Genomic DNA, 15,416 nt, shown 5'->3' with positions numbered 1-15,416 from the left:
CAAAAACGCAACCCATATTATATGAGTTGCGTTTTCTTTATTTTATAAACCGCATTTCAGCTGTGCACCACAGTTTGTACATGTGTTGCAGCCACCCATTTCTTCTACCGTACCTTGACGGCAAACCGGGCATGTATTGCCAACTTCCGAACCAATTGTCACATCTGTATCTGTTAACGGCTTAATTGTATCCACTAACACTACTTGACGTTTCACTTGGTCTTCTGTTTGTTTTAATTCTTCAAACTCTAATTGCTCATCCGAATTGGCTTCTTCAGCTTTTAAAGTCAGTACTTGTGTATCACGAGATCCATCGACATACACGGTACCGCCTTTCGCACCGCCGCGGTATAAACGCTCGTACACTTTTTGTACTTGCTCTACTCCATAGCCTTTTGGTGCGTTTACTGTTTTTGAAATGGATGAATCAATCCAGTTTTGAATGATGCATTGAACATCTGCATGTGCTTCAGCAGAAAGCTCCATTGATGATTTGAACCAGTCCGGTAAATTATTTTCATCCACACCCGGGTTCGCATCTAAATACTCTTTTACAATTTCAGCTTTTACTTCAATAAACTTCCCAAGACGACCTGAACGGTAGTAAGTGAAGCTGAAGTAAGGTTCAAGCCCTGTTGCAACTCCGACCATTGTACCTGTAGATCCCGTAGGTGCAACCGTCAATAAATGCGAGTTACGAATACCGTTTGCCACAATATTTTCGCGAATATGCTGCGGCATTTTTTTCATGAAGCCTGTGTTAATGAATGCTTCACGTAAACGTGCTGTTTCAGCTTCTGTTTGTCCTTCAAGGAACGGGAAGCTGCCGCGCTCTGTTGCCAGTTCAACCGACTCTTCATACGCTGCAACCGCAATCGTTTTGAAGATTTCATCAACTAGTGTATTGCCCTCTTCAGAACCGTACTCTTTCTCACAGTAAATCAACAAATCGGCAAGACCCATTACACCAAGACCAACTCGGCGTTCACCTAGTGCCTGCTTTTTGTTTTCTTCCAGGAAGTACGGTGTTGCATCAATTACATTATCCTGCATACGTACGCCAACTTTTACCGTTTTGCGTAACGCATCAAAATCAACTGTTTTCGTTTCTTTGTTTGCAAACTTCGCCAAGTTAACAGCAGCCAAGTTACAAACAGAATATGGTGCGAGTGGTTGTTCTCCGCACGGATTTGTCGCAACAACTTTCTGACCGTACGCTTTTGCGTTTGTCATGTCGTTTGCGTTATCAATGAAGAAGATACCAGGTTCTGCCGCATATGTTGCGCAGACATTGATTAAATTCCAAAGTTCTTTTGCTTTGATTGTACGATACGTACGAACTGGATAACCAAGTTTCTCCCATTCGCGAACATCGCCAACTTCATGCCACTTTTCGTTGTAATCCAGCATTTGTGCCGGAGTATAGTTTTCTACATCCGGGAAGCGTAATTCGAAGTCCTGATCGTTTTCTACAGCATCCATAAACTCTTTCGTTAATGTAACCGAGATGTTCGCACCTGTCAGGAAATCCGGATTATGGACTGAATACGTTCCACCATCGCGTAGCTTCGTTTCAGCGTCACGAATAATCGCTTCGTTAAATCCGCCGAAACCTTCAATATTTTTATAGTTCACAATACCTTGATACATCGCATCTTCCTGCTGTGTTAAAGGCTTGAATTTTAATTTTTCTTTTGCTAGACGAATAATTGATTCATCTGCTGTATTCTCGATCAGATAACGCAGAATACGCGGATTTTGCATTTTGGAAATGATAAACTCCACAATATCCGGATGCCAATCGGCCAGCATAATCATTTGAGCGCCGCGTCTCGATCCACCTTGCTCAACAAGATGTGTCAGCTTGGCAATATCATCAAGCCAGCTTACTGATCCGCTAGATTTACCGTTTACACCGCGCGCCAATGTGTTACGCGGGCGAAGTGTCGAACCGTTCGTACCAACACCACCACCACGGCTCATAATTTCCATTACTTGCTTGCGGTGATCACTGATACCTTCACGGGAATCGGCTACAAATGGCATTACATAACAGTTGAAGAATGTTACTTCAGTTTCTGAACCTGCCCCGTAAATTACTCGTCCTGCAGGGATAAAGTTCATCGACACAAGCTCTTCGTAAAACTTTCCGAACCATTCTTTGCGCTTTTCTTCTGTTTTCTCAACTGAAGCTAAACCTGTTGCATTACGTTTTGCAATTTGCTCATAAAAAATTTCGAGCGGCTTTTCAATAATATCCAATGAGCGTTCAATAATACCCGTCTCTTGTTCTTCGCCTTCCAATACATGACGGTAATCTTCATCAATTTTAATAAGAGCGGTATTCTTTTCCGGATTAATCGAATGAATAATGCCAAGTCCACGTGCCGGGAATTTCGGATCTTGTTTCACTGTCAAAACAACAAAATCCCCTGTTTTTAATGTTTTCTTTTCCGTATCTTTAAAAGAATAACGGTCAATCATAACAAGACGTGATACACCTTTATGCGTAATATGCATGTCCGGTGTAATCGGGTGCACTTGAGGAAATTGCTCAATATCTTGATTTAACTGATTGACTTGGATGGATTGCTCTAAAACACTTGCCACCGCGTAAGCCCCCCTTTGGACGATTTAATAATTTTAAGTTTCCCTTCACGAATGTAAACTAAACACATTTTATACCATATATTGTGCTAATTTCTTAAATATCATTCTATATGTTGGGTTATATAATTACACTTAAAAAAGATTACAATAAATCTTTTTTTCAAACAAGGGGTTGATTTTTTTTTCTTTTTGTTAAATCCATCTATATCAACGTTTCGGGTATAAAAATTTTTTTACAAAAAATAAAAACACACGTTCGCAATCTATTTTTTGAAATTCCATTCATCTGTTAAATATTTATTTTCCATCAATTGTTCTACATATTGGGTTTGCTGCTCTGTTAATTCATAAGGAATTAGTTCTATATCCAAAGCTACTTCAAACCCTTTAGAAAACGCGTCAACACATTGCTCGATTGTAAATGGTGTGTCGACAAACTGATTCATCGCAACTGCTTTTTCTGGCAACTTTTTTCGCATTCTTTCTTTTGCTTCAGCTGTAGCAAAATTAAATACCGATAACAGCAGTTCTTCATTCAGATCAAGTAAAATAGCGCCATGCTGCAAAATTACACCTTTTTGACGTGTTTGCGCACTGCCGGCTACTTTTTTCCCTTCAACAACTAGCTCATACCAGCTTGGCGCATCAAAACATACCGCGCTTTTCGGTTTCTTCAGATCATCCAGTTGTTCCTTCGTCTCCGGCACACTAAAATAAGCATCCAGTCCTAAAAGGCGGAACCCTTGTAAAATTCCTTCGCTAATGACACGATATGCCTCTGTAACGGTTTCCGGCATATTTGGGTAGCTCTCTGTCACTATCACTGAATATGTAAGCTCCTGGTCATGTAAAACGGCACGTCCGCCTGTAGGTCTACGGATGAAACCTAAGTTTTGCTTTTTTACAGCTTCTAAATTAATATCTTTATGTACTTGCTGGAAATAACCGATTGATAATGTTGCAGGGTTCCACTCGTAAAAACGAATAACCGGCGGAATTTCCCCTTGGCTATGCCAATCAAGCAACGCTTCATCCAGTGCCATATTATAGGCTGGGCTGCATGGGCCCGAATTTATAAAATACCATTGTTTTTTCACAATTTCTCGCCTCCACTAATTCATTTTAACAAACTCGCTCGACTAACTCTAGTTCATCTCTTATAATAGATAGTACAGATAGAAAGGGGCAATATCGCAGTGACAATTTTATATACGATACTAGTAATTTTAGTAGTAATCGTTGCTTACGTAGTAATCAACTCTATGCGCTTAAAAAAATCCGTAACAAATTTAACACAGGAGCAATTTATTGAAGGCTACCGTAAAGCACAATTAATCGATTTACGCGAACCTAAAGAATTTGAAGCGGGACACATTTTAGGTGCTCGAAACATTCCGATGACGCAACTTAATACACGTCATAAAGAAATCCGTCCGGATCTGCCTGTATACCTTTACTGCCAAAACTCTGGTCGTAGTGCACGAGCAGCGTTGACATTAAAGAAAAAAGGCTATAGCCAACTGTTCCAATTACAAGGCGGTTTCAAAACTTGGACAGGCAAAGTTAAATCGAAAAACTAATTCTAAAAGTTCTCTACATTGTAGAGGGCTTTTTAATTTTCATTCACCGGCCCTACGAATCGAAATTGTCTGATTATCAGTAGTTTCTACCATTATATAGTCACACGTAAGAAGTCTAACTTTTCTCATAGAAAAAAGGTCAGAAAACAGCTCTGACCTTTTTGTCACAATTTATGAAATTGTTACTTCTTCTTTTTTTGTATAACGTAATACAGGTGTACGTGCAGCACGTGTTTCATCTAAGCGGCTGATTACCGTAGTATGTGGTGCTTCTTGTACGATCGATGGGTTATCGATTGTTTCTTGAGCAATTTGAATCATTGCATCACAGAATGCATCCAATGTTTCTTTTGATTCTGTTTCTGTTGGCTCGATCATAATACCCTCTTCCACGTTTAACGGGAAGTATACTGTTGGTGGATGGTAGCCAAAGTCAAGAAGGCGTTTTGCGATATCCAATGTACGAACACCTAATTTTTTCTGACGACGGCCTGATAGCACGAATTCATGCTTACAGTGACGGTCGTATGGTAAATCAAAGTGCTCTTCCAAGCGGCGCATCATATAGTTTGCATTTAATACAGCATATTCTGTTACAGCCTTTAAGCCATCTGGACCCATTGAACGGATATACGTATATGCACGGACATTAATGCCGAAGTTTCCGTAGTAAGGTTTCACACGACCGATTGATTGTGGACGGTTGTAATCGAAGTGGAATGTACCATCTTCTTTTTTCACTAATACTGGTTTAGGCAGGAATGGGATTAAATCTGCTTTTACCCCTACTGGACCTGAACCCGGACCACCGCCACCGTGTGGACCTGTAAATGTTTTGTGTAAGTTTAAGTGAACACAGTCAAAGCCCATGTCGCCAGGACGTGCTTTACTCATAACAGCGTTTAAGTTTGCGCCGTCATAATAAACTTTACCGCCGACACCGTGCACGATTTCAGCCATTTCTAAAATGTTTTCTTCAAATAAACCTAAAGTGTTCGGGTTTGTCAGCATAAGCGCTGCTGTATCAGGACCGACAACACGGCGTAAATCTTCCAGATCAACTAAGCCGTCTTCACCAGATCTGATTGTAATTGTTTCAAAACCTGCCACTGTAGCAGAAGCCGGGTTTGTACCGTGAGCTGAGTCCGGTACTATTACTTTGTTACGGTGACCTTCACCATTTGCCTCATGGAATGCACGGATCATCATTAATGCTGTCCATTCACCATGTGCGCCTGCTGCCGGTTGTAATGTTACTTCATCCATACCCGTAATTTCCTGAAGTGATGTCTGCAGATCATATAATAATTCCATTGCACCTTGTACTGTCGACTCATCCTGTAATGGGTGAACATGGGCAAAACCAGCGTAACGTGCAACTGTTTCATTGACTTTCGGATTGTACTTCATCGTACATGAACCAAGTGGATAGAACCCTGAATCCACACCATGGTTACGTTTTGAAAGTGCTGTATAGTGACGCATAATATCTAATTCTGCAACTTCCGGCAGTTCAGCCGCTTCTTGACGTACTAACTCTTTCGGCAGAAGTTCTTCTAAATCAAAATCAGGAACATCCAATGGCTCTAAGTTGTAGCCGACACGACCTGGTTTTGTAATTTCGAAAATGAGTGTTTGGTTTTCGTTATGCATTGTAAGCCCCCATTTCTGCAACTAATTGCTCGATTTCTTCTTTTGTACGGATTTCCGTAACAGCAATGAGTGCATGATTTTTTAATTCAGGATAAACACGACCTAAGTCAAAACCGCCGATAATGCCTTTTTCGATTAATGCTTTGTTTAGCTCTGTCACATTATGATTTGTCTTAACGACGATTTCGTTGAAGTGTGCGCCTTGATAAACAACTTCAAAACCAGCTGCTTCAAAGGCATTTTTAGCAAAGCGTGTCTTCACGATATTTTGTTTCGCCATTTCCTGCATACCTTGCTTTCCAAGAGCTGTCATTGCTACTGAAGAAGCAAGTGCAAGCAATGCCTGGTTAGAACAAATATTAGATGTCGCTTTGTCGCGACGGATGTGCTGCTCACGCGCTTGTAATGTTAATACATAACCACGGCGACCCTCTTGGTCTACTGTTTCCCCAACAAGACGGCCAGGTACTTTACGCATTAATTTATTCGTTACGGCGAAATAGCCACAGTGTGGACCACCGAACGCTTCAGCAATTCCGAATACTTGTGCATCCCCAACTGTAATATCTGCGCCTAATTTTCCTGGTGGTGTTAAAACGCCAAGAGCTAACGGGTTCGCAGATACGATAAACAATCCTTTTGCGTCATGTGTAATGTCTGCAAGCGGCTGCAGGTTTTCAACTTGACCAAAGAAGTTCGGATATTGAACGATTACGCCGGCTGTTTGGTCATCGATCAGGCCTTTTAGTGCTTCGATGTCTGTCACACCGTCTTTTGCAGGAATTGTAACGACTTCTATTGATTGTCCTGTAGCATACATTTTCACAACATCTTGATACTCCGGATGTACAGCTCCTGAAACAAGTAACTTTCCGCGACGTGTATGACCTGCAGCAAGCATACCTGCTTCTGCCAATGCCGTACCGCCATCATACATAGAAGAGTTTGCAATATCCATGCCTGTCAGTTCTGCGATCATCGTTTGGAACTCAAAAATCGCTTGAAGTTCACCTTGTGAAATTTCCGGCTGATATGGCGTGTATGCTGTATAGAACTCCGAACGTGAAATAACGTGATCAACAATTACCGGTTTATAGTGGTTGTATACACCTGCACCTAAAAACGATACATTGCTTGCTGTATCTTTATTTTTTGAAGCAAGTTGTGCCAGTTCCTTCATTAAAGCGGCTTCTGACTTGGCAGGTTTAATATTGTAGCTTCCTTGGAAGCGAACTTTCTCAGGAATATCCTCGAAAAGCTCATCAATTGTCGCAACCCCGATACGGTCTAACATTTCTTGTTTATCTTGTTCCGTCATTGGTAAATAACGATGTTTCATTGTTAACCCTCTTTTCAAAAGTTTTATCCCGTATTAACGGGTAGTAAGCTTGGTTCAACTACCAATCTAGGGGATGAAGACCCCCACTGATTGAAGTTTCATTTTATTTTGCACGCTTGTAAAATGGAGTTTCTACAACAACTGCTTTTGCTCTATTTTTTCGTACTTCAATTTCTAATTCAGTTCCAACTTCTGTGAATTTTGCGTCAATTAAAGCTAAGCCGATATTGCGCTTTGTCATTGGTGACTGAGTTCCTGTAGTTACAAAACCAATCTCTTCACCATCTTTAAATACTTTATAGCCATGGCGGGGAATACCTTTATCAATCATCTCGATGCCTACAGATTTACGTGTTAGGCCATTTTCTTTTTGGTCAATTAATGCTTGCTGACCGATAAATTGCGGATCCTTTGCCAATTTCACCGCAAAGCCAATTCCCGCTTCCAATGGTGAAATCTCTTTTGAAATCTCTTGGCCATATAATGGTAAGCAAGCTTCAAAGCGAAGTGTATCACGTGCTCCTAAACCGGCCGCTACTACACCTTTGTCTTTTCCTGCTTCCAAAATTTTGTTCCATAGATCGACAATCGCTGCTGGTGTCCCGTAAATTTCAAATCCGTCTTCACCTGTATAGCCAGAGCGAGAAACTAGAACCGAATGACCGCCTACATCCACATTGTCCTGGAATTTAAAATATTTAATTGCCGTTAAATCTGTTGCTGTTAATGTTTGCAGAACTTCCTGAGATAATGGTCCTTGCAATGCGATTTGAGCATAGTCATCTGACACATTTGTCACTTTGACATCCCCTTCGACATGCTGCTGTAACCATTCAAAGTCCTTTTCAATATTCGCTGCATTAACACATAGTAAATAACGGTTATCTTCCAAACGGTATGTCAGTAAATCGTCAACAACACCGCCATCTTCATAACATAGTGCACTGTATTGTGCGCCGCCAACTGCAATTTTAGAAATATCGTTGGAAAGCATCTTTTGTAGATAAACTAGTGCATTCGGACCTTCTACGATAATTTCCCCCATATGGGATACATCAAAAAGTCCTGCACGGTTACGAACCGCATCATGCTCCTCTTTAATCGAAGAAAATTGTACCGGTAATTCCCAGCCGCCAAAATCAACTGTTTTTCCACCATACTTTGCATATTCATCAAAAAGTGGTGTGCGCTTTAGCTTTAATTCATTTGTCATGTTCATTTCCTCCTTTAGTTATGTATGTTCATTTTGCTTTGTAAGGGGAAACAACATTACACCTATCAAAGTGTAAATCTATCTTTTTATTAGAATCATCAGAATATTAAAAGCCGATTTCTCCACAAAAAAAGACAGACGAATCCCCTTTACCGAGATTCTCTGTCCTTGCACCTGAAAGTTACACCCAAATTTGATCCACTATCACAATTTAGGCTTTCCCCGTTGGTGGCTGTTCGCAACAATAGCTGATTACAGCACTCTCCAGAGTTGCGTCCAATACGAGTCTTTTTGCCTGAGAGATTCATAGCATAGCTATTTGCTCCTTCGGCGACGTGACATCACGTTCTCTCCCCGTACCATCATCCGCGTTAGATTATTTACTTCATGTTATTGCTCTTCTTAGCAATATCCTAACATTGAATATAATGCAAACGCAATCTTTTTTTAATTTTATTCAAAATACGAACATTAAGTGCAATTATCCAGTGATCATTCGCCTTTAAGACGTTTCACTTGAAAGCCGATGTACTCAACAATTTGTCTTAACGTTCTCCCGGCTGTCAGTACTTGTATATGGCCAGCTAGTCGATAATTCTTTCTGCGTTGGTGATACAGATTTTCCAATTCTTGCTCCGTTGATGATTGAACAATGGGACGGTTTTTGTCATTCCGAATACGCATATAAATATCTTCAAATTTTGCATCAAGAAAAAATACAAGCCCTGTCTGGCGCATAATTCTCCTGTTTTCTTCATTTACGGCTACCCCACCGCCTGTAGCGATAATGCATGCTTCATCACGAAAGTTCTTTAAAAATTCCGTCTCGATTTTTCGGAAGTGTGCTTCGCCGTATTTCTCGAAAATTTCAGGAATTGTCATACCCTGTTGTCGTACAATTTCATGATCCATATCGTAATACGGCATTTTCAAGAAAAAACTTAAACGTCTTCCAATCGCACTTTTTCCGCACCCCATAAATCCTACTAAATAAATTTTACGCATGCTGTTCACCTTCTTCTATTACGGACTACTTAATCAATTACGCCTCTACCTATTCTTTCGTTTCTATTTTGCTACTTAAACAGAAATATTTTTAGGTCAAACAAAATCGCATTATGCGACATTTTTTCGACTTTGCAAAAAGAAGTCGAACTTTAAGGTAAATTTAGTATATTTATCGTAGCACGAACGTAAATAGATTCCAATGAATTATATACTTTTATTTGCGCAAAATATGCATTTGTAAAGAAAACAGCAGCTCCGGAAACTATGAACAATAAAAATACAGCCAGCAAAAATAATGCACCCTTCTCATTTTGGAGGCAATGGTAACACGAGGTCTCTTTCTCGCTTTGTTCCATTTTTCATCACTACCCTCATATTCACATCATTTTCATCCACCGCCAACTCCCATTTCTCAACAAAAGGCAGCATAATTTCATTTCCCCCTTTATTCGACCTTTTACGCAAATGCTGTTCTGATTTATCAAAAACAAACAAACGCTCCTCGGGGTCATTTGATATTTCCAGTTGCAGCATACCAGAGCTGAGCACCATCCCAGATGCTGAATTCATATTGTATTGATGAAGATCATAAACGAACAATTCCCAGTTCACCTCATCTTTCATCGTCTCAAGCTGTTGAAGATCCCGAACCCATATAAGGATAAGCAGGCTTATTGCGGTAAAAAGTACAAATACGGTTAACTGAAACAAGCTTTCCAGTAGTGTAAAACCCCGCTCATTAAATATTTGCCACAATTTCATATACACAGTTCCTCTTCTTTTTCATTGTTGTCATAATGGACACATACTTGGTACCCATCGTAATTCCATTGAAACTGAACCCCGTCAATGTGTTGAACTCCGGCGGATTGTCCAAATCTTTTATATTTCAGCGCTCCTATAAAAGCTACTTCTGCAGCATGAGCTTGTACTTTTTGTATAGCTATTTGCTGTTGCATATTAAATGTGAGCGGAATGATTGTCGACGAAAGGAAAAATAAGATGACGACTGCTAACAGTGTTTCTACAAGAGTTAGTCCTTCCTGGCTCATTAAAAACCTCCTTTTCCAAAATCCTGGCTTTGCCGATATTCACAGAGTATTGATGGCTTGTATTCTCAAAATGATACGTTAGCCGTCCAAAGGCCTGGACATTTCCTCTCGTATTAAATAACAGCCGGTTATGCGGAGTGGATAAATACATGTCAATTGGCCGCGCTATTCGCTGGTCGTAAATAATATTAGAAGTAGTCCAATCCATTACTTGTATTCGGTGACAGTTAATAATTTCAAAGCTATGGGACGTTCCGGTCTCAATGGATAACAATTGTGTCATGCGTATTAACATCTCATTTTGATTCATTACCTGTTTTTCTGTATAATCCATTAACGGCTTTTGTGAAAGTGAGAGGATTGTTGAATTGACGACCAAAAAGATAAAGAGAACAATGAGCATTTCCATTAATGTAAAACCTTTTTCATCCGTTAACAGTAATTTTACTTTCTCTTTCATCGTTACGTTTCGCTGTTCCCCGGTCCAATGACTTTACCATCCACTATTTTAATTTCCGTATTATCCGGACATTTTAAGTCCTTTTCCACAATATACCCCTCGTCAATTAAATCCGAGACCGAAGCTGGATAATCATTTTTGTTCAGTTTATATGCTTCTACTTGTCCTTGAAGCATGAGAACATAAGCGTTACAACCTTTTTCATCGATTGATGCGAAGTGTTTTGAAACGTTGGGAATTGTAACCAATATTAAAATGGAAATGATTAATAAAACAACAAGCATCTCTACTAACGTAAATCCTTTTTCATTTTTCATCTGATCCACCTCTACTTATATAAAATCAATGACATCATACATCGGAATTAAAATACTTAAATATGCAGCAATTACGCAAATGGCAATGATCACAAATAGCAGCGGCTGAATTATCGCCAAGATTTGTTCAATTACTTTCTGAAGCTTTTCATCCAAAAGCTCGCAATATAAAATAAGCTCCCGTCCTAACAAGCCGCTCGCCTCACCGTGGGCAATAAAATGTTCAAATTTCGGATAAAAGTAGCCGACGATTTCAACTGCACGCTCCAATGAATCGCCAATAAGAATGCGTTCTTGGAGTATACCTGCAATATACGCAATGTGCTTTTGGTGATGTTGGGATTTTAAATGATCGAATGCTTTTTGGAGCGAGAAGCCGGCTAATAATAGATTGCCTAAATGGCGGGCAAATTGTCTCGTCAGAAATAGGCGCCAAAAAAGACCGATTAACGGGAGCCTAAACAGTAGATGGAGCTGCAAATCAATTCGTTTCTTACGGATTTGATAAATAAAAAGGGAGAGGACAATGCCGAGAGCAATACCAACTGCAATAATATAGTCTGGCATATGGAGGAAAAACTTCGACCACTGAATGCTGGCGGACGATCCACTTTGGACTCGGGATGTAATAACTGAAGACATATTCGGCAGAAAATATGTTCGAAAGGCTAAAAACAGTATTATTAAAAATGTAAATAAAATGAGCGGATACGACATCACTTTTATTAGTTTCATTTTCGCCTGCTGTTGAAAAACGAGCTGCTTTGCGACAAGACCAATCGCTTCACTTAACTTGCCCGTCACTTCTGCCAACTCAATTGACACTAAATATTGTTTATCAAGACAAAGCAGCTGAAAAACTTGTGTTGCACTGCCACCCCCGCGCAATATATTCGAAATTTCCTGTTGGACCGGTTCATAATGTTTTACATGATAAGGCAACAGCATTTCGATACTGTGGGCAAATGTATAGCCTTCATTTAACAGTGTGGAGATTCGTTGGAGTAATGTAGGAAGCTCAGAGGACTTTATAATAGGTTTTTTAAACAAAGCAGCTGATGTGGCATTTTTAAGGAGTGGTATATTCATAGTAATCCTCATGAAGTTTTGCGATTTGACCTGCCAATGTTTGATCAAAAGGTAATGTAAATGATTTTTCTTGGATGATGGATTCAAAGGCAAGCTGTAATTGATCATCTGTTAAAAATTCAAAAATAGCTTTATAGCCGTTATCCTCTGTTTCGATTAGACGCTGAGAAACAACAGCTCTTAGCATCTGCCGCATTTCCTCAAATGAAACCGACAAGTCATGTAGACGGTAAATACAGTTCACCGTATCCTTTGCATGTATCGTCGAAATTACGAGGTGTCCGGAAAACGCCGCTTCTATTGCGACCTTTGCTGTTTCTCTGTCCCGAATCTCTCCGAGCATGATCACTTCGGGAGAATGTCTTAAAATTGCCTTTAGACCTGCTGAATACGTCATTCCGGCTCGCTCGTTCACTTGAATTTGCAAGAGCTGTTCTTGCCTGCTTTCCACTGGATCCTCCAAAGAAATGACATGTCGAGATAAATGCTGCGAACAATATTGGAGCAATGAATATAATGTTGTTGTTTTGCCCGATCCGGTCGCACCGCTAAGTAATAATAACCCACTCTCCAGTCTGGACAATCTATACAACTGTTCAACACTTTCCCGGAAGTGACATAATGTCTGTAACGGGACGGTGTAGTTCTGCCGTAATATTCGAACTGCTAAACTTTCTTTAAAGAAACTGGAAGGTAACGTTGAAATCCTGAAGGCATACATGGACCGGTCGATAAATTTTTGGAAGGAACCACTTTGAGGCTTTCGCTTTTCACTAATATCAAGCGAAGAAAGAAATTTAAAATAGGAAATCATACGGGTAGCGAGCTCTGTAGGGAGTTCATCTTCCTTTTCAAAACGGCCGTATTTTCTCATTAACAGATCATAGCATCCTTCTCTAGGGAGTAAGTGGATGTCTGTAACGTTAAGCTGTGTTGCCTTAGATAAAAGCTCCAAACAATTTTGTTCAATGATCGATAATTGTTTTATGGTAATCACCCCTTCATCAATTAGTTAGATGTGACTCCATTATAAATGGATTGTCCAATATTTCATATAAAAACAGATAAAATTTCTTTTTAGTAGGAATTTTCTTTCAATATTAACAAATTTACTAATATTTCATGTAGAATAATATTAAAGTTAGTATATTTAAATTTTTACCGTATTGGGGGTTTACATATGATACATCCGATTAAAATTTCAAGTACTTTTGCAGATGAAACACGGTTTTCTATTTATGAATTTATGCTGCAGCAAAAGCAATTTTTATCCGTCCAGGATATTGCAGAACAATTTAAAATCCATTCCAATGTAGCACGTTTGCATCTAACTAAACTTGCAGAAATCGGCGCCATTTCCTCCGAACATTTAAAAACCGGAAAAGGCGGGCGACCTGGAAGAGTATATAAAGCAAAACAAGAAGGAATCAATTTAAGTATTCCTAGACGCGACACATCTTCATTAATTAAATGGTCACTTGAACTTATTCGCGAGCTTGGTGACGCAGCGTTGAGTAAAGCACAGGAAATCAGTTACCGTGACGGAAAACAATCGATGCTTGAACAAATGAATTCACATAAACGAAAATCTCCCTATACATTTGATGAGAAATTGGCCATGTTAACTAAAAGTGCGACATTAATAGGTTATATACCGGAAGTTATTGAAGATAATCAATCCAAATCCATTATATTCTCACTTTTTAACTGTCCCTTCCAGGAACAGTTAATGAACTACGGAGAAATTGTATGCCAACTCCATGAATCCTTTTTGTATGGACAAGTTGATACACTGTTTGAAAGTCATGAAATTACAAAAATAGAAAGTATGGTACATGACTGTGACTTCTGTAAATACAAAATTTCCGTACACAATTAATGGAAAAAACATGCGTTTGTCACAACTCTTCCATATCTCCCAGTTTACATTATCCAGAAACTTGATTTATAATGAATGAGAGACTATTCTATTTTTTTAGAAAAGGAGGGATATTTCATGAGCAATATGTATAAAGTTATGGCATTCTGGACTGCTATTTTCGCCGTTATGTTCTACCTTGGTGGTATGAACGAGGTTTCGCTATTATTCGTAGGTAATACAGGTTTATTTTTATTATTAGGCTTCTTAAATCTTTCAGAACGCATGTACATGTACATTTTTGGCGCATACTTAACTGTTTTCTTCGCCGGTTTCACCTATTACACAACATTCATACACACTCCAGGTGGAGGACATTAAAAAACGACACGCTCTTTAATAGAGAGCGGTCGTTTTTTATTTACAAGCAAGTTAAAAGCCATTTAAAAACGGGTTGGAGTCCATTTCTGCAGCAGGTGTCGTGTAGTCACCATGCCCTGGATAAATAATTGTATCTTCCGGTAATGATAAAAGCTTGTCGTGAATCGATTTCAACAAGATATTCATCGAACCACCGATTAAATCAGTCCGTCCAATGCTTTGTTCGAATAATGTATCGCCTACAATCGCAAAAGCGTCATCTTTAAAAATAAAGGATACACTTCCCGGAGAATGCCCTGGTGTATGGGCTACCGTAAAGGTAAATGCACCGATTGTCATTTCCCCTTCTTTTCGTATAATATGTTCTCCTTCAGGCTTTTTCACGATATAATTTGGCAATTCCGCATATTTGCCGGAACCATTTTTCATCGGATCAGCAAGCCAGTCCACTTCTTTTTCATGGACATACAGCGGAATATTATATATTGCCCGTATCGCATCCACTCCACCGATATGATCAAAATGTGTATGGGTTAATAAAATAGCTAATGGGTTTAAGCCATTTTTACGTAATTCATTTACAATGCGTGCCCCTTCTTCACCTGGATCGAAAATTAAGCAGTCTTTTTCTTTATTGCTGACAATGTAGCAATTCGTTTGGATCGGTCCTAGACTATATTTTCTAACATTTAACATAAATCATCACCTCAGTTTCCATTATACATTTTTTCTATCGTTCTCATAGTGAAAGTTATCGTTCAAACAAACTCCACTTTTAGTTCTCGACAAACGATTTGGAAACCTTTACAATAAAAGAGGAATATTGTTGAGACATTTTTTGGAATGTCGAAAGGAG

Annotated in this window: 16 protein-coding genes and 2 riboswitches; of the genes, 3 read left to right on the top strand and 13 right to left on the bottom strand. The window is 39.4% G+C overall.

From position 1 onward, the window contains the following. Positions 1–42: 42 nt before the first annotated feature. On the bottom strand, positions 43–2,610 hold the full coding sequence (locus ACQKN3_RS02305; RefSeq protein ID WP_427709073.1) for a vitamin B12-dependent ribonucleotide reductase: 2,568 nt from the start codon (positions 2,608–2,610) through the stop codon (positions 43–45). 263 nt (positions 2,611–2,873) lie between these two features. Continuing rightward, entirely contained in the window at positions 2,874–3,653 is a 780-nt protein-coding gene (locus ACQKN3_RS02300; protein ID WP_427711566.1) for a lipoate--protein ligase family protein, read from the bottom strand. A gap of 153 nt (positions 3,654–3,806) precedes the next feature. Here ACQKN3_RS02300 and ACQKN3_RS02295 point away from each other — a divergent pair, with 153 nt between their 5' ends. Beyond that, on the top strand, positions 3,807–4,190 hold the full coding sequence (locus tag ACQKN3_RS02295; RefSeq protein WP_079527702.1) for a rhodanese-like domain-containing protein: 384 nt from the start codon (positions 3,807–3,809) through the stop codon (positions 4,188–4,190). A 171-nt stretch (positions 4,191–4,361) separates the two neighbouring features. Here ACQKN3_RS02295 and gcvPB read toward each other — a convergent pair whose 3' ends face one another. The 10 genes from gcvPB to comGA form a co-directional block, all read right to left on the bottom strand. After that, a complete protein-coding gene (gcvPB, locus tag ACQKN3_RS02290; protein ID WP_427709071.1) occupies positions 4,362–5,843 on the bottom strand; it encodes an aminomethyl-transferring glycine dehydrogenase subunit GcvPB in 1,482 nt (493 codons plus the stop codon). Then, a complete protein-coding gene (gcvPA, locus tag ACQKN3_RS02285; protein ID WP_427709069.1) occupies positions 5,836–7,182 on the bottom strand; it encodes an aminomethyl-transferring glycine dehydrogenase subunit GcvPA in 1,347 nt (448 codons plus the stop codon). Before gcvPA ends, gcvPB begins: the two co-directional genes overlap by 8 nt. Positions 7,183–7,285: 103 nt before the next feature. Beyond that, on the bottom strand, positions 7,286–8,395 hold the full coding sequence (gene gcvT, locus ACQKN3_RS02280) for a glycine cleavage system aminomethyltransferase GcvT (protein WP_427709067.1): 1,110 nt from the start codon (positions 8,393–8,395) through the stop codon (positions 7,286–7,288). A 160-nt stretch (positions 8,396–8,555) separates the two neighbouring features. Further along, a riboswitch (glycine riboswitch) is annotated at positions 8,556–8,665 on the bottom strand. A 3-nt stretch (positions 8,666–8,668) separates the two neighbouring features. After that, a riboswitch (glycine riboswitch) is annotated at positions 8,669–8,761 on the bottom strand. A 126-nt stretch (positions 8,762–8,887) separates the two neighbouring features. Further along, entirely contained in the window at positions 8,888–9,400 is a 513-nt protein-coding gene (locus tag ACQKN3_RS02275) for a shikimate kinase (RefSeq protein ID WP_251686944.1), read from the bottom strand. Positions 9,401–9,709: 309 nt separating this feature from the next. Beyond that, positions 9,710–10,165, bottom strand: coding sequence for a competence type IV pilus minor pilin ComGF (gene comGF, locus ACQKN3_RS02270; RefSeq protein ID WP_427709065.1), 456 nt, complete (start codon positions 10,163–10,165; stop codon positions 9,710–9,712). Then, complete coding sequence (locus ACQKN3_RS02265; RefSeq protein ID WP_427709063.1) at positions 10,162–10,455, bottom strand: type II secretion system protein; 294 nt, start codon at positions 10,453–10,455, stop codon at positions 10,162–10,164. Before ACQKN3_RS02265 ends, comGF begins: the two co-directional genes overlap by 4 nt. Then, positions 10,364–10,915, bottom strand: coding sequence for a prepilin-type N-terminal cleavage/methylation domain-containing protein (locus ACQKN3_RS02260; RefSeq protein WP_427709061.1), 552 nt, complete (start codon positions 10,913–10,915; stop codon positions 10,364–10,366). Before ACQKN3_RS02260 ends, ACQKN3_RS02265 begins: the two co-directional genes overlap by 92 nt. A 2-nt stretch (positions 10,916–10,917) precedes the next feature. Continuing rightward, positions 10,918–11,232 carry a competence type IV pilus major pilin ComGC gene (gene comGC, locus ACQKN3_RS02255; protein ID WP_427709059.1) on the bottom strand — a complete coding sequence of 105 codons (315 nt, stop codon included), beginning with the start codon at positions 11,230–11,232 and terminating at the stop codon, positions 10,918–10,920. A 15-nt stretch (positions 11,233–11,247) separates the two neighbouring features. Next, positions 11,248–12,321 carry a competence type IV pilus assembly protein ComGB gene (gene comGB / locus ACQKN3_RS02250; protein WP_427709057.1) on the bottom strand — a complete coding sequence of 358 codons (1,074 nt, stop codon included), beginning with the start codon at positions 12,319–12,321 and terminating at the stop codon, positions 11,248–11,250. Beyond that, positions 12,302–13,318 carry a competence type IV pilus ATPase ComGA gene (gene comGA, locus ACQKN3_RS02245; RefSeq protein ID WP_427709055.1) on the bottom strand — a complete coding sequence of 339 codons (1,017 nt, stop codon included), beginning with the start codon at positions 13,316–13,318 and terminating at the stop codon, positions 12,302–12,304. Before comGA ends, comGB begins: the two co-directional genes overlap by 20 nt. A 183-nt stretch (positions 13,319–13,501) precedes the next feature. Between comGA and ACQKN3_RS02240 the strand changes: the two genes are divergently transcribed. Both ACQKN3_RS02240 and ACQKN3_RS02235 read left to right on the top strand, forming a co-directional pair. Beyond that, positions 13,502–14,200, top strand: a complete 699-nt coding sequence (locus ACQKN3_RS02240) for a helix-turn-helix transcriptional regulator (protein WP_427709053.1) — start codon at positions 13,502–13,504, stop codon at positions 14,198–14,200. A 117-nt stretch (positions 14,201–14,317) separates the two neighbouring features. After that, positions 14,318–14,560, top strand: a complete 243-nt coding sequence (locus ACQKN3_RS02235) for a DUF2626 family protein (RefSeq protein ID WP_008404362.1) — start codon at positions 14,318–14,320, stop codon at positions 14,558–14,560. A 51-nt stretch (positions 14,561–14,611) separates the two neighbouring features. Here ACQKN3_RS02235 and ACQKN3_RS02230 read toward each other — a convergent pair whose 3' ends face one another. After that, on the bottom strand, positions 14,612–15,256 hold the full coding sequence (locus ACQKN3_RS02230) for an MBL fold metallo-hydrolase (RefSeq protein WP_251686929.1): 645 nt from the start codon (positions 15,254–15,256) through the stop codon (positions 14,612–14,614). Between the last annotated feature and the right edge of the window lie 160 nt (positions 15,257–15,416).

The sequence above is a fragment of the Solibacillus sp. NPDC093137 genome (genome assembly GCF_050280445.1).
Lineage (GTDB): Bacteria > Bacillota > Bacilli > Bacillales_A > Planococcaceae > Solibacillus > Solibacillus isronensis_B.
The sequence above is the reverse complement of the archived record's forward strand: the minus strand, read 5'-3'. Positions and strand labels throughout refer to the sequence as shown.

Coding starts and splice junctions, on each gene's coding strand:
- ACQKN3_RS02275 (WP_251686944.1), bottom strand. CDS start 9,400: ATGCGTAAAATTTATTTAGTAGGATTTATGGGGTGCGGAAAAAGTGCG.
- ACQKN3_RS02265 (WP_427709063.1), bottom strand. CDS start 10,455: ATGAGCCAGGAAGGACTAACTCTTGTAGAAACACTGTTAGCAGTCGTC.
- ACQKN3_RS02260 (WP_427709061.1), bottom strand. CDS start 10,915: ATGAAAGAGAAAGTAAAATTACTGTTAACGGATGAAAAAGGTTTTACA.
- comGB (WP_427709057.1), bottom strand. CDS start 12,321: ATGAATATACCACTCCTTAAAAATGCCACATCAGCTGCTTTGTTTAAA.
- ACQKN3_RS02235 (WP_008404362.1), top strand. CDS start 14,318: ATGAGCAATATGTATAAAGTTATGGCATTCTGGACTGCTATTTTCGCC.
- ACQKN3_RS02300 (WP_427711566.1), bottom strand. CDS start 3,653: ATGGCACTGGATGAAGCGTTGCTTGATTGGCATAGCCAAGGGGAAATT.
- ACQKN3_RS02230 (WP_251686929.1), bottom strand. CDS start 15,256: ATGTTAAATGTTAGAAAATATAGTCTAGGACCGATCCAAACGAATTGC.
- comGC (WP_427709059.1), bottom strand. CDS start 11,232: ATGAAAAATGAAAAAGGATTTACGTTAGTAGAGATGCTTGTTGTTTTA.
- ACQKN3_RS02240 (WP_427709053.1), top strand. CDS start 13,502: ATGATACATCCGATTAAAATTTCAAGTACTTTTGCAGATGAAACACGG.
- gcvPA (WP_427709069.1), bottom strand. CDS start 7,182: ATGAAACATCGTTATTTACCAATGACGGAACAAGATAAACAAGAAATG.
- gcvT (WP_427709067.1), bottom strand. CDS start 8,395: ATGACAAATGAATTAAAGCTAAAGCGCACACCACTTTTTGATGAATAT.
- gcvPB (WP_427709071.1), bottom strand. CDS start 5,843: ATGCATAACGAAAACCAAACACTCATTTTCGAAATTACAAAACCAGGT.
- comGF (WP_427709065.1), bottom strand. CDS start 10,165: ATGAAATTGTGGCAAATATTTAATGAGCGGGGTTTTACACTACTGGAA.